Below are 13612 nucleotides of genomic sequence, written 5' to 3' on the forward strand. Positions count from 1 at the left end.
AGGTCAGTCTAAAATCAGACGTTGGCCAGGATACTGTTCAGAGTCTCACTTGGACGCATCGCCTTTTCAACCTTGCTGGTGTCAGGGTGGAAGTAGCCGCCCATATCAACCGGCTTGCCCTGGCAATCGGTCAGTTCCTGAATAATCTTTTCCTCGTTTTCACTCAGCACTTTGGCAAGAGGTGCAAATTTGGCAGCCAGGTCAGCGTCTTCATCCTGTGCGGCCAGGGCTTCTGCCCAGTAGCTGGCCAGGTAGAAGTGGCTGCCGCGGTTGTCCAGCTCTTTCACCTTACGGGAAGGAGACTGACCATTTTCCAGCAATTTACCGGTGGCCTGATCCAGGGTCTTGGCCAGAATCTGTGCTTTGGGGTTAGAGGTCTTGGTGGCAACGTCTTCAATAGACACGGCCAGGGCCAGGAACTCACCCAGTGAATCCCAACGCAGGTGATCTTCTTCTTCAAACTGCTGAACGTGCTTGGGTGCGGAGCCACCGGCGCCGGTTTCGAACAGGCCGCCGCCGTTCATCAGAGGCACGATAGACAGCATCTTGGCACTGGTACCCAGCTCCAGAATCGGGAACAGATCGGTCAGGTAGTCGCGCAGAACATTACCGGTAACAGCGATGGTGTCGAGGCCCAGCTTCAGGCGCTCCATGGTGTAACGGATAGCGCGATCAGGGTTGAGGATGTGAATCTTCAGACCTTCAGTGTCATGGTCTTGCAGGTAGGTATTGACCTTCTTGATCATCTCGGCATCGTGACCACGACGATCATCCAGCCAGAAGAGGGCAGGCATGCCACTCAGGCGAGAGCGGGTAACGGCCAGCTTAACCCAATCCTGAATAGGAGCATCCTTGGCGGTGAACATACGCCAAACATCACCTTGCTCAACATTGTCGTGTTGCAGTACCACCTCGCCGTTGCTATCAACAATGCGCATAGTGCCGTCTGCGGGGGCTTCAAAAGTCTTGTCGTGAGAGCCGTATTCTTCGGCTTTCTTAGCCATCAGACCTACGTTAGGAACGGTACCCATCTTGGTAGGATCGAAGGCATCGTGGTGCTTACAGAAGTTGATGACCTCCTGGTACATGGTGGCGTAGCAGCTGTCAGGGATCACGGCCTTGGTGTCCTGCAGCTTGCCGTCGGCACTCCACATCTTACCGCCATTGCGGATCATTGCCGGCATAGAGGCATCGACGATGATGTCGCTGGGCACGTGCAGGTTGGTGATGCCCTTATCGGAGTCAACCATCGCCATCTCAGGACGGGTTTCGTAGCACTTGCGCAGATCGTATTCGATTTCGGCACGCTTGGAGTAGGGCAGGCTGTCGATCTTGCGCAGCACGCTGCCGAGGCCGTCGTTAGGCTGTACACCCAGTTCTACCAGCGTGTCGTGGTGCTTTTCCCAGGCTTCTTTAAAGTAAACGGTTACCGCATGGCCAAACACGATAGGGTCAGAGACCTTCATCATGGTGGCTTTCATGTGCAGGGAGAACAGCAGGCCGGAGCGGCGTGCGCCTTCCATCTCTTCGTCCAGGAACTTACGCAGCAGGCGAGTGCTCATAAACTGGGCGGAGACCACTTCTTTGTCTTCAACAGGTACGTCTTTCAGCTTCTTGACTTCGCCACTCTTGGTGACCAGTTCAATGGTCAGGGTGTCAGCCTTGTCCATGGTTGTGGAGATGTCGCTGGAATAGAAGTCACCCTCACGCATATGAGCAACGTGTGTGCGGGATGCCTGGCTCCACTTGCCCATGGAGTGGGGGTTGTTTCTGGCGTACTGCTTAACAGCTGCAGGAGCACGGCGGTCAGAGTTACCTTCACGCAGAACGGGGTTAACGGCGCTGCCCAGCACTTTGGCGTAGCGAGATTTGATCTCTTCTTCTTCCGCATTTTCTGGATTTTCGGGGTAGGCCGGGAGGTCATAGCCCTGCTGCTGCAGTTCAGCGATGGCTGCAACCAACTGAGGAATAGATGCTGAGATGTTGGGCAGCTTGATGATGTTGGTTTCTGGATTCTGGGTCAGCTCGCCCAGGTGAGCCAGAGCATCCGGCAGCTGCTGTTCTTCAGTAAGCTTCTCAGGGAAGGCGGAGATGATGCGGGCGGCCAGTGAGATATCGCTGGTGGTAACTTCGATATCGGCGGCGGCGGAGAAGGTATTGACGATCGGGAGGAGTGAGTAGGTGGCCAGTGCTGGCGCTTCATCGGTTAGTGTATAAATAATCTTCGATTTCGAATCTGTCATACTGCCCCCTAGGCGTCATTTTGTTAGCACTAATATGAGCGGCTTGTGGCTGCTCTTAGTCTGGTTGTGGCGAAATTTGGGTGCGCATTCTACAGAAAAATGCGCTGCTTTTACAGATCGTTGTAAAAAAACAACAGGATTATATCTGTTAGACATTAGTCTTAAGACCACTAGCTTGATATCCATAAGTTGGAATTTGTCTGCACAATTACGGATTTTCCCTTATAAATCGCAACTAAATTAAGGTTGAGATGCATTTCAGACCAGCATTTTCCAGCACCTGTGGATGTCAGTTTTGTAGTCTGGATTGGCCAAAATTCATTTTTGCTACAAACCATGTAGTTTTTATTACCAAGCTTTGGTTTGCAGTCAAATAATTTCGCGCTGGCTCCCGACCTTTGCCGTAATTCTTGTGTTTCAGGTTTTAAATATAGGCACAATCTGTACAGAGTTCCTGTTGGTGGTTAAAACCACGAATGACATATCTCTGTAGTGGTTAAAACCTCGAAGCGGTGTTTACAACAGTGGTTGAAACCCCGAAAGCTCTGTTAATTCAATAACATACAGTAATTAGAGGGTTCAACCGTTGCATACCGTATGTTATTGGTGTTTCACAGTGTTCCATGGGGCAATAGGAGGGGGCTGGAGAAGGCCTGGGTGGTTAAAACCACGAAGCGGGGTGGTTAAAACCCCGCTGAAAGGTGGAATTATGTGCCTACCAGAGCAGTATATTCGCTATTTTGGCGAACAATCAGCCAATCCGGGCTGCTTTTTGAGGCTGCGGCCTCATATTCGAGTTCATAATCAGGGACAAGCTGCTTTTTAATACAGTCTTTGATCTTTCGGCGAAACTCTTTCAGTGGTGATTTCACACCAAAGATGTGCCAGATTTCCTCAATCGGGACACGCCACTCAGCGGAGCCTCCACAGTTGCGGCGGCAGAGTTCATAAAGGCGCCGGTCATAGGGAGAGCGTAAAGAGAAATAGTCGCGGTTGTAATTGAGAATCTCGTTGTTGGCGACAGCGGTAAACAGCTGTTCAGAAATAACTACTTCGAAATACTCCAAACGTCCCTTTTGATCCGTCACGGCCGACCCGTAGTCGATCAGACCAAAGACTTCAGCCTTCTTGGATACCTTGTCCGCGCCAATCATATTGGACCGGACCACTGTACCTCTCAGCCGGGCAAGGGTATCGCCAATGGCTTTGTAAGATTTGCCATCGGTACCCCGCTTGGTCACGGTCAGGTAATCATAGGCGGTAATGCGAACGCGGCGGCTGATATCTCGGCCCAGCTTGGCTGCTTCTGCAATATGTCCGAAAGCATAGATAAGCAGGTCTTTATCGTGGATGGTAGCTCGTCCATCGGCGGAAGGAATAATCTCCAGCCAGCTGCCGGTTACCTTGTTCTCGTAGCGGTATTTCTCTGAGTCAGGTTTGCTGCTGATTGCAAAAATGGGGTACTCCATGGATTGGGTGTCACCCTTTGGAGCCACATCTACAATGTCTGCAACAAACATATCAATTTGGTCGGTGTTCACCAGATTCACGATTCACCCTCTTCAACGTTCTTGAGGCTGGCGAGACCCTTCTCTGACAGCTGCATATTCTGATTGGCCAGCATTCGCTGGATGATAGCGGTGCGGAGAAGGGCGCTGCGATCTTTGCTGATGCCTTCCTGGTCTTCAATGGTGGTTAGAGCGGTATTGATCTGGTCATTCAGAGATCCCGACAGGGTCAGGGGGATTGGCACGGTAGAGCCGGCCTGAATAAATTCTTCGGCAACCAGGTTTGGAAAGTCAGAACGTTGTAGCAGGGACTCAATCGCTTCGGTGATCCAGATATTTCGCTGCTTCTGGTTGTAACCTTCGGTCTCCATATGTTGGTGCAGCTTGTCGCGCATCAACGCTGGAATCCGCAAGCTGGTGCGAATGGTGGGAACGGTTTTTTTGGGCAGTGTGAATTTTGCCATGGTTGGTTACATTTCTTGTTTCTTATATAGGTATCTAGGTCACTAAAGTTTTGGTCCTGCAGCTATACCTTGCGGACCAGCGCCTCTAGCGCCGCGGCTAAACCGGCTGGCTTATTCAGATCAAATTCGCTGAGAGCGGTGCTTTCCCCCAGGTTCTGTGCAGCAGCTTCGAGTACTTTGCGCAGACCATCAGTATTGATGTCGCGGCTGAACCGAACAGATGGCTTGGGAGGAGTAGGGCGGCTTTCTCCTTCCAGACTGCCCCGAATATCCTGCTCGGACAGTTGGGCCAGTGCTGCTGCTTTTTTGAGATCAGTGATTTTGCCTTGCTCAATGGCCTCAATCAGGATTTTGTGAGGGTAACGAAGCACGGCCAGATAACGCTGCGCCTCTGCACGGCCCCGACCGATTCGCTTGCTCAATTTGGTGACACTGGTGCTTTCGAAGCCATCGGTGGCTTCGATAATTTTCCGAACCCGGTCTACCTTTTCCCACAGAGTCATATTTTCTCGGTGGACGTTCTCTTCCCACTGTAGGGTGTCGATTTCCACTCTGTCCATGGTACGGCTTTGAATGGTGGCAGAAATATGCGTTTCACCCAAAAGGATATGGGCAAACAGACGCCGTTCACCTGCAATCAGATGGAAGGTAGTTTCGTCTTTTAGTACTGAAATTGGGTGCACCAACCTTTCGGCGCTTTTCAGAGCTGCTGCAAACTCTATTATGGAAATAATGTCACCCAGCTTTTTGCCGGTGAAACCACAGGTTTTTGTAACGTCTTCTATATAGTGCTCAATCCAGACATCGGCGTTATCTGCTGAAATCGACTTTTTGCTGAAAGGGTATTTTTGAGCAAATTTCGTGACTTCTTCTTTGCTGATGGCAAGCTTTCTTGGGTTATCTGGGTCGGTCAGCACATAGTCGATAGGAATGGACTTGGACAGTGGCGCGGTTGATGTACTGGCGACACTCAGCTGGGACTTTATGCTCTGAGTCCACTTTTCGCTGCTTTTTTGCTCTTGGGCTGAGACCTTGCCAGTGCCCGCACGACCCAGTCCTAGTTTCTTGGCTGCCATTGCCGTCTCCTGTTATGTCACCGATTGGTGGTTGTTTTGTGCTGTTTGGTGATTTTGCCGTCTCCTGAGGAGACACTTTTCAGTTTTGGTCTTAGAGTGCTGCCATTACATATTCCCCCACGACCTCGCTTTTCTTGCGGGCAGTGTGGCTGGGGGGGATTTCGTAAATACTCTTCGGTGTGATTCCCTTCAAGTCCCTTTCTGGAAACGCAGTTGATTGAGGCAGATATATATCCTCAGGGAACATGGCGTTGCCCAGTTCTTCATGAAGCATGTTCAAAGTGCCTTTATGGATCTTGGTGTTCGAGCGCACTTTGTTGGGGCACAGTCCGACCAGCTTCAGTTGATCTTCGTCTGTTCGGGAGAAGTTCTCGGAATGGAGAACCTGGAGCATGGCGTTGATCCCCTGGATACTCTTTTCCTCGGGCTCAAACGGGATAATGGCGTGGGTCGCGGCACGTACTGCAGCCCGGAAGATTGGGTTTCGGCTGGGTCCGGTGTCCAGAATGATCAGGTCGTAAGTCTCAGCCACTTCCGGCATATGCAGGAATTCGCCCAAACGATTGATAATCTCTGACGCGATTTTGCCGCTGGCGTTGTCAAATTCGGTGTTTACCCGCTCTAGCAGAGCCGGGTGGCCGACCATCACATCGACGCTGAATTTAAAGCCGTTATCTTCATTGATGTAAGTAGAGTGAGGGAGTACGGCTTTGCCGAAAAAGATGTCTGCGATGCTGGAGCGTTCTTCGAGATCGGGGTCGCCATCAAATTCGGGATGTGCCGGAGGAAGCTGACCACCAGTTGCCTGTGGTGCGGTCTCCATGCCAACCCAGTAGTCCGATGAGTTGCACTGCATATCCAAATCGACAACCAGAACGTGGCGTTTTGAATAGAGTGCTGCGTATTCTGCGATGATGCTGGCGACGGTGGTTTTTCCGACACCACCCTTTTGATTGAGCACAGCGAGAACGGTGCTGTTGTAATCAAACATCGGAGATCTCCCTGAAAAATATACAGCAGATAATATACGTGCGTAATATGCCGGGTCAACCGATATATGTGTTAATTCAGAGAGTGTTTCAGAGGGTGATTATAAGCTGAGTTCTTTTCTGAGTATGTTGAGATGATGTGATTTCGAGAAGTTGGACAGTACTCGAAATGCAGTTTCACCCTAAAGTGCGATTTCGCAGAGTGGGTGCCGGGCGGTGCAGAATCTGGAAGAGTAAAACTCCAAAATGAACACTATGGAATTCTTTGTATTCCTGTGCCTGGGTTTTTATTTATGGATAGAAATGACGGTGAGCGGTGTCGACTGATTACCGCTACGATTACTGGATTAGGAAGCGGGAATCTGATCGTTATAGTCCGCTGCGGTTGTTTACGCTGGTTAAAGTGCTCTTTGTGTACCCCGTGAATATTTGTAGATACCGTTTATAGGCAGATGCCTGGCGGGTCTAACCTGGGCTTTCCGCATGAAGTCAGTTTTGGGGTCACAAGGGAAGTGTGGTTTATAAGGTAGCCTCCTGTATTTCTCAAATTCGATAGCAGGGGCTATATATAGGTGTTTTTGCCTGTTCGGTTTGTGGCGCATCGCTCGCTTCCACTCTGGTCTTCTTGGCGGCGGCCCTCAGTGTCTGAATTTAAAGGCGTGTTGTTGTCCGCTAGAGACCTGTCCGGTTGTTTCGATGTAAACGGATTACAGCAGATTGCTCGCCTGACATGACCCCAAATGACGGGAGTAGGCAAGAAGCACACGACTGCATTAGTTGCTCTCGTAGGGTAAATAGCAATTTGCAGGTCTTGTCATTTGATGAGGTTGCTGCCGGTAGTGTCTCCTCGGGAGACACCAGGGATCAACAACCGGAAAGTAATGCCTGTCTCCTTAGGAGACAGGGCGCTGATTCAAGTTGCACTGAGCGGTAGAAATCGAGAGGGATGAAAAACGCCATGCAAAGATGAGACAAAGCCGAATAATGTTATTGGGGTGACTCAATGGGTTTGTCTCATATGGAGGATATTAAAACAATATCCCTTCAGCTTTCTTTGTGCCGTGCGCTTCCATCGGACTTGGGCATGTTGCCCGGCTTTTTCTTCGCAGAGAGGACGAAAGGGACTGGTGATTATGTGCCACAACGAACACCCAGCCACCCTTTAGACCGAGCTAGGCCGACTGTTTCGCTCTGAACTTCGCAGTTTTGAACCGGTAATATGGAGAAGTATCCGACAGAACTCAGTGGTCAGGCCCGAAGGGGCACCTCACCGGGCAGGGCGTAGCACAAGAGTTGTTGGAATAGCCCTCCACTAGCCTACAAACAAGGCACCCGTTAAAGGCCGCTCACGGCCTCAAAACTCTGTAAACCTGATCGCATTCTGATGGGGAATCCGACAGCTGAAAGCATAGGTCTTTTTGTGCAACTTAAAGTAAATTGTTAATAGCTGTAGTGTGTGCCATGAAAACTACCAATCTATCGCAAGCTTTTCTTCTTGTTAAAATGTTTAACGTGAAACATTTTTGCCATCAGGGTGTGAAAGAAATGAAATCTCACGCGTACCTGACATAAGTCATCAGGTGTCTCCTTAGGAGACTCTTAAATTATGCTGTGGTTTTTTATTCCAACGGGAACCAAGAGCAATGGAAAACCCACTGAGGGAGTGTATCTCTTCAAGGCTTTGTCAAAATTGGCTAAGATGGCCTGCGTTTACCAATCTCCCGAAAGGACTCCCGTGACAGACTCTCAATCGTCCCTGGATAGATATCAGTCCGATTTCAGACGTGAAGAATCGAAAATCGAACCCATTGTGGGAGTGCCAGGATTCAGTCAGCGTTTCCACGATTTTCTGGATTGCGTACAAGGTATGGGTATTCCCGGCCGACAGCAACGCGGTCGACTGGCGTTCCTGAGTAAACTCACTGGTAAGGCCAGTCCTTCTGTACGAGTCTGGCTGTTAAAAGATAGGCCTCCTCAGGAAGAAACCTTGGTCGCGCTTGTCAGGTTTTTTCTGCAGCACATCCCTGTAGAACTGGAGGAGAAAAAAGTTTTGGCCTGGCTCCGTTTTGGTGATGAAGCCACCGGGCCACTGCTGGAAAATGCCCCCCTGCGAGATCAGGACTATCGCGATTCTCTAAAGCCCCTGGCGATGAATTTACTGATGGAAAGTAGCAAAAGCTTGGGTGCTCCGGCAAAAAGTTTTGATTTGAGCGCGACGTTAAACGACTGCATCGACATGCTTATTGCTTTTGAGGTGACTACTGAAGAAGAGGTTCAGACCCCGATGAAGGATCAGATAAAAGCATTTATCAAGAAACATAAACACAGCTGACTGACGCTGTTTAATGGCTTTCCTGTCTTTAAGTAAGCTTTTCACAAAAGCGCTCCAAAAACACTACGATGAATCATCGTTATCCATTCCCAAAGCGTGACCAAAGTATTTCTGATCTGATCTCCAACGCGGTTTCTGGTTATTTGAAAACAAGGCTGAACCCGAAAGCTTTAGATAATAAAGATGAGGGGAATCTAATGATTTCCAGGTGCAAAACCAGAAACGTTGCCGAATTGTTTTACTGCCGCTTGCCTAACTTAAAAAATTGGCATAGGATTGCGGTATTCAACGTCGCCAGGACGGCGAGAGGAGAATGGAAAAGGGGCTGCAAAGCCCCTTTTTTCTTTTTAGAGTTTCCTTTTTCCTTGTGGTGCTTCTTCGCATTCTCACAAGCTGATTACTTCTTTTCTATCAAATCCGCGATTGTTTCAATCAAAGCTTTTCCAGTTGCAGGGTGTCGCGAATTCGATCCAAAGCAGCTTCAAAATCAACGGCATTGTAAAAGTTAATTCGAAACTCACCTTTGCCGGTTCGTTTGTCCAATCGAATGCGGAATGGGTGGCCCAACTGCTGGCTGACTTCATCTTCCAGCGCTTTAATATCAAAGTCTTCGTTACTTGGAGGAAGATCCTCTTTGGGTGAATTCAATTCTCGAATATAAGTTTCGAGTTTGCGCACGGACCACTCATTGCGACGTGCTTTATTGGCAACCGCGACCTGATCGCGAGGGTCGAGACCTAACAGAGTTCTGCCGTGTCCCTCACTTAAAGTACCCCGCTTAAGCATGTCGCGGACGCCCAGGGAGAGAGACAACAGCCGCAAAGAGTTTGAAATCGCGACGCGGGACTTGCCCACCGATTCGGCAATCTCTTTGTGGGTAAGATCAAACTCCTGGCTCATTCGTTGGTAGCCCTGAGCTTGTTCGATTGGGTTGAGATCTTCACGCTGTAGGTTTTCGGATACGGTGATACTGGCAGCCTGACGATCCGAAAAATCGCCCACCAAACACAACAGCTTGTCGAGACCGGCAATCTGGGCAGCACGCCAACGGCGTTCACCGGCGATGATTTCGAATTTATCCTTGCCGCGAGGGCGCACATTTAATGGCGAAATATTTCCGCCACAGCTGATCAGGCTTTGGGCCAATTCCTGTAGCGCTTTTTCATCAAAGTGCTCACGGTTCTGATAAATACCCGGTGAGAGCTTATCGACATCGATGGCCTGCAAAGTCACTTCGACATTGGCAAACAATTCGGTCTGTAAGAGAGGCTGCGCTTTGAGAATATCGCGCGTTTCAACGCTCATGGTTTTTGATTATCCATTGTAGTGTCAGGGGGGAGAATTCGTCTGCGGGCAATCCTCAAGTATACCGGAGGGGGCAGATGCTGGCACTGGGCATTCAATAGACCGCCGACGGCGCTCAAAGCGCCGCCAGTGCTTGGCGAGTCATTCGCTGGCTGAATTCGTTGTTCTTGTGGTGATTTGGAGACCAGCCTTCGATAAAGCGCTGAAAGTCCGCCCAGGCAAACACCGTCAGTTCGCGCCATTGGGCAACAAGCTCGTCGGCGTCCAATTTCGGATTACAGCTGATCAGTCCTTTATGCAGATGGCGGAAGTAATAATCCAACAATTCGCTCTGATGTTGTTGGCAGTCATGTTCACTGAGGCAGCTGCCCAGGAAATACACCACATCTTTCATGCCACAGCCACCACCGACGTATTGAAAGTCCACGGCGGCGACTTGATCCATAGCCTTACCAAAGCAGAAATTGGCCACCTTGGCATCTCCGTGAACCAGTGTCAGGTAGTCGGATTGAGACAATCGCTGGTCAATGGCTCGAGCGGCGTCCTTGAGTGGGCCGGGGGCCATGGCACTCCATTCGTCTGGTCGGGTATCCAAATGCCAGTAGGTACCCACGGGCCACAAGCCATCGGGCCAATCGATGCTTTGATGATCAGCGGCGCTGCGGTGGGCAAAACGGGCGTGAAACTTGGCCAGCCAAGACAGGCAACCGAGTGTTTGATTTGAGTGCAGCCGGGTATGCCGCCCGGCGAACCCGGCGGCATCCAGGTCACTGAGGAGTAAAACGGTGGTGCCAGCCTGTTGCGTGTAGCCAAGCAGTTGGGCAACCATTGCCGGGCACTGATGAGCCCATGACTGATACCAGTTCGCCTCGACCTGATAGGAGCGCAACTTGCGCCGGTGTGACAAATCCGTGTTCCAGCCGCGAGGGTGGTCGCGTTCATCGGGTGGGCGGATAGCTTTGGCAATGACGGTTTTTGGAGCCCCGGAGGACGGGGAATCATATTCCAAGTGGTACCGAACAATATTCCCATAGCCGCTCCATAACTGCTGGAGTTCAGCAGCCGGTTCGGCTCGCTGAGCGCCCAGGGTTCGGCAGATCCAATCGGCAAGGCTAGACAAAACGGCAGTACTCCCTGGGGGACAATCCAGTCCAGTGCCTGAATGCCCGGGTAAAAGATCGGGGTTCCGAAAACCCCACCAGGGCCGAAACTTCATTAACCGGGAGCTTGTCTCTGACCAGTTTGGTCAAGGCGAGGTCTCGACGGATATTGTCCTTGATACGTTGATAGCTGGTACCTTCCTGCTGCAGACGTCGGTGGAGTGTCTGTGGGGAGATATTCAGCCGCCCCGCGAGGTCTGCGATACCAGGAAATTCCAGAGGTAAGGCTTGAGAGCCGGTAATCAAGTGGGTGATGTGGTGGCGTAAGCTCTTGTCATCACCCGGTATGGTCAATAGATCAAAGGGGGAATGAATCAGAAATTGGTCCACATCACTCTTGCTGCGTACCAATGGCAGCTGCAGGAATTCCGCCGGAAACACCAGTTGGTTGCGTTCTTGTCCAAAGTGTCGCAAACCCGGAAACAGATAGTTGAGTTCAGTGGCATGGCCGGGTTCGTTGTAAGAAAGACGGGTATAGAGTAGCGGAATACGAACCCCTGTTATCCAGCTGGCAAGGCGGTGCCAGATCACCATCCAGAACTCCAGGTAAAAGTGGTCAGGATCCAGTTCCGGTTGAGAGAAGCGTATAGTGATGCTCGCTTCGTCACCTTCGGCTCGTAAATCGGTGCGTATGTCTTCAGTAAACAGATTATAGAATCGGGTACCCATGCGCAGGGCTTCCCGCAGATTAGAGCACTGGCGGATGGCATGGGTCATAAAGCTGAATGCACCGGATTTACAGGGTGTGGCGGTAAACCCCATAAATTCGTCTTCCAGGGTATCCCAAATCAGCTGAATCAACTGGGTCATCTGGTGCTCACCCACTCGCGCATGAGGGATATCCAGCAGCTTGGGGTTGATACCTACACGTCGATATAAGGAGTCACTGTCAAAGCCTTTCGCCACCAGGCCTCGGGTGGCGGCTGCAGCGTGATGACGAGAGATAGTAGCCATGATTTAGTGGGCAGAATTCAGCTGATCGAATGGATTCGATTGTAGACTGCCTGCGTATGGCTGGCAAAATTTGTGAGTTTTGAGGCGGTTAGGGTGTGGTTGCTATAGCTATTAATTGATTTGTCAACTAATAGCTATAGCGAGACAGCTCATAAAAGGACTGAAGGTCTAACGGTTTCAGCCATTGGCAGCAGGACGCCGCCGGGGACGACGGCGACGCGGTGGGCGGCTGTCCTTGATGTCTGAGACGCCGGTAGTTGCTGAGCCGCGAGTTTTTTGACCTGTTGGTTTGCTCCGACGGCGTTGGTTCTGCGTCTTTTCACCAGTACCACTGGCGTTGCCAGCAGCACCCCGTTTATTTGAATGTTGAGAATTCTGTGAGTCTTTGGGTTTCTTTGGCTTTTTAGGCTTACGGGGTGGTAGTAGCCGTGACTCGGGTAACGGCTCGCCTGGCTCAAAGCCCACCAGCGTTTCACGTGGTAACAGCTTTTGAATCAAGCGCTCGATGTCGTTGAGCAGTTTGAATTCCTCAGCACAGACCAGCGATACGGCTTTGCCGGAGGCTCCGGCACGCCCCGTGCGGCCGATCCGATGCACATAATCCTCCGATACATTGGGAAGATCGAAATTCACCACCTGAGGCAATTGGTCAATATCCAAGCCTCGCGCGGCGATGTCAGTAGCCACCAACACGCGGATATCCCCACTCTTGAATTCGGCCAGCGCGCGGGTACGAGCGCCCTGGCTTTTATTGCCGTGAATGGCCGCCGCCGTAATACCGCGACCATCGAGCTGTTTGGTGAGTCGGTTGGCGCCGTGTTTGGTCTTGGTAAACACCAACACTTGCTGCCACTGATTGTCATGAATCAGCTGTGTCAGCAGCTTTGATTTCTGGCTTTTATCGACCGGATAAACCATTTGTTCCACCGTTTTGGCGGTGGAATTACGCGGGGTTACTGAAATCTCCACAGGATCAGTGACAAGGCCTTTCGCAAGATCGCGAATCTCCTCGGAAAAGGTAGCTGAGAACAACAAGTTTTGGCGTTTTTGGGGTAACAGCGCAAGAATCTTGCGAATATCCCGAATAAAGCCCATATCCAGCATGCGATCGGCTTCATCCAACACCAGAATTTCCAGCTGATCAAATGCCACAGCGTTCTGTTGGTGCAAGTCCAGCAGGCGGCCTGGTGTGGCCACCAGAACATCACTGCCCCGGCGCAGCTTCATCATCTGTGGATTGATTTTGACTCCACCAAACACCACATTGGCCTTCACTGGCAGGCGGCTTCCGTAGGTCTCGACGCTGTCGTGTACCTGTGCGGCCAGCTCTCGGGTCGGCGTCAACACCAGGGCTCTGACGCGATTAGAGCCGGCGGGCTTGCCTGCGCTCAATCGCTGCAGCAGTGGCAGTGTAAAACCGGCGGTTTTGCCGGTACCGGTCTGGGCGGCAGCCATGACATCGCGACCTTCAAGAACCGCAGGAATCGCCTGGGCCTGAATGGGGGATGGTGTGGTATAACCCTGGGCGGCGACGGCCTCCAGGATGTGGGCGGACAGGCCCAGGGAATCAAAACTCATACA

Annotated in this window: 10 protein-coding genes; 1 reads left to right on the forward strand and 9 read right to left on the reverse strand. The window is 51.1% G+C overall.

Translation table 11 applies throughout. From position 1 onward, the window contains the following. Positions 1 to 14: 14 nt before the first annotated feature. The 5 genes from HBA55_RS14120 to HBA55_RS14140 form a co-directional block, all read right to left on the reverse strand. Positions 15 to 2243 (reverse strand): NADP-dependent isocitrate dehydrogenase, encoded by a 2229-nt coding sequence (locus tag HBA55_RS14120; RefSeq protein ID WP_166992289.1) that lies wholly within the window; start codon positions 2241 to 2243, stop codon positions 15 to 17. A 707-nt stretch (positions 2244 to 2950) separates the two neighbouring features. Beyond that, a complete protein-coding gene (locus tag HBA55_RS14125) occupies positions 2951 to 3793 on the reverse strand; it encodes a replication initiator protein A (protein ID WP_338109411.1) in 843 nt (280 codons plus the stop codon). Continuing rightward, entirely contained in the window at positions 3790 to 4215 is a 426-nt protein-coding gene (locus HBA55_RS14130) for a hypothetical protein (protein WP_166992292.1), read from the reverse strand. Before HBA55_RS14130 ends, HBA55_RS14125 begins: the two co-directional genes overlap by 4 nt. Before the next feature lie 62 nt (positions 4216 to 4277). After that, positions 4278 to 5291, reverse strand: coding sequence for a ParB/RepB/Spo0J family partition protein (locus HBA55_RS14135; RefSeq protein ID WP_166992295.1), 1014 nt, complete (start codon positions 5289 to 5291; stop codon positions 4278 to 4280). A gap of 91 nt (positions 5292 to 5382) precedes the next feature. After that, complete coding sequence (locus HBA55_RS14140) at positions 5383 to 6282, reverse strand: ParA family protein (protein WP_166992298.1); 900 nt, start codon at positions 6280 to 6282, stop codon at positions 5383 to 5385. A 1604-nt stretch (positions 6283 to 7886) separates the two neighbouring features. Here HBA55_RS14140 and HBA55_RS14145 point away from each other — a divergent pair. After that, a complete protein-coding gene (locus HBA55_RS14145) occupies positions 7887 to 8612 on the forward strand; it encodes a hypothetical protein (protein WP_166992301.1) in 726 nt (241 codons plus the stop codon). A gap of 432 nt (positions 8613 to 9044) precedes the next feature. On the opposite strand, the gene HBA55_RS14150 is transcribed toward HBA55_RS14145, so the two are convergent. From HBA55_RS14150 to HBA55_RS14165, 4 genes are all read right to left on the reverse strand, one after another. After that, positions 9045 to 9917 (reverse strand): ParB/RepB/Spo0J family partition protein, encoded by an 873-nt coding sequence (locus HBA55_RS14150; RefSeq protein WP_166992304.1) that lies wholly within the window; start codon positions 9915 to 9917, stop codon positions 9045 to 9047. 115 nt (positions 9918 to 10032) lie between these two features. After that, entirely contained in the window at positions 10033 to 11037 is a 1005-nt protein-coding gene (locus HBA55_RS14155; RefSeq protein ID WP_206019797.1) for an oxidoreductase family protein, read from the reverse strand. Then, positions 11030 to 12031, reverse strand: coding sequence for an AraC family transcriptional regulator (locus HBA55_RS14160; protein WP_166992310.1), 1002 nt, complete (start codon positions 12029 to 12031; stop codon positions 11030 to 11032). Before HBA55_RS14160 ends, HBA55_RS14155 begins: the two co-directional genes overlap by 8 nt. A 177-nt stretch (positions 12032 to 12208) precedes the next feature. Beyond that, positions 12209 to 13609: a DEAD/DEAH box helicase gene (locus tag HBA55_RS14165; protein WP_166992313.1), complete on the reverse strand. Its 1401-nt coding sequence runs from the start codon at positions 13607 to 13609 to the stop codon at positions 12209 to 12211. Between the last annotated feature and the right edge of the window lie 3 nt (positions 13610 to 13612).

The organism is Pseudomaricurvus alkylphenolicus, from assembly GCF_011683955.1.
In the GTDB taxonomy this organism is placed as follows: domain Bacteria; phylum Pseudomonadota; class Gammaproteobacteria; order Pseudomonadales; family Cellvibrionaceae; genus Pseudomaricurvus; species Pseudomaricurvus alkylphenolicus.

Excerpts from the sequence above, each read along its gene's own strand:
- HBA55_RS14160 (WP_166992310.1), bottom strand. The coding sequence starts at position 12,031 with ATGGCTACTATCTCTCGTCATCACGCTGCAGCCGCCACCCGAGGCCTG.
- HBA55_RS14140 (WP_166992298.1), bottom strand. The coding sequence starts at position 6,282 with ATGTTTGATTACAACAGCACCGTTCTCGCTGTGCTCAATCAAAAGGGT.
- HBA55_RS14150 (WP_166992304.1), bottom strand. The coding sequence starts at position 9,917 with ATGAGCGTTGAAACGCGCGATATTCTCAAAGCGCAGCCTCTCTTACAG.
- HBA55_RS14165 (WP_166992313.1), bottom strand. The coding sequence starts at position 13,609 with ATGAGTTTTGATTCCCTGGGCCTGTCCGCCCACATCCTGGAGGCCGTC.
- HBA55_RS14135 (WP_166992295.1), bottom strand. The coding sequence starts at position 5,291 with ATGGCAGCCAAGAAACTAGGACTGGGTCGTGCGGGCACTGGCAAGGTC.
- HBA55_RS14130 (WP_166992292.1), bottom strand. The coding sequence starts at position 4,215 with ATGGCAAAATTCACACTGCCCAAAAAAACCGTTCCCACCATTCGCACC.
- HBA55_RS14120 (WP_166992289.1), bottom strand. The coding sequence starts at position 2,243 with ATGACAGATTCGAAATCGAAGATTATTTATACACTAACCGATGAAGCG.
- HBA55_RS14145 (WP_166992301.1), top strand. The coding sequence starts at position 7,887 with ATGCTGTGGTTTTTTATTCCAACGGGAACCAAGAGCAATGGAAAACCC.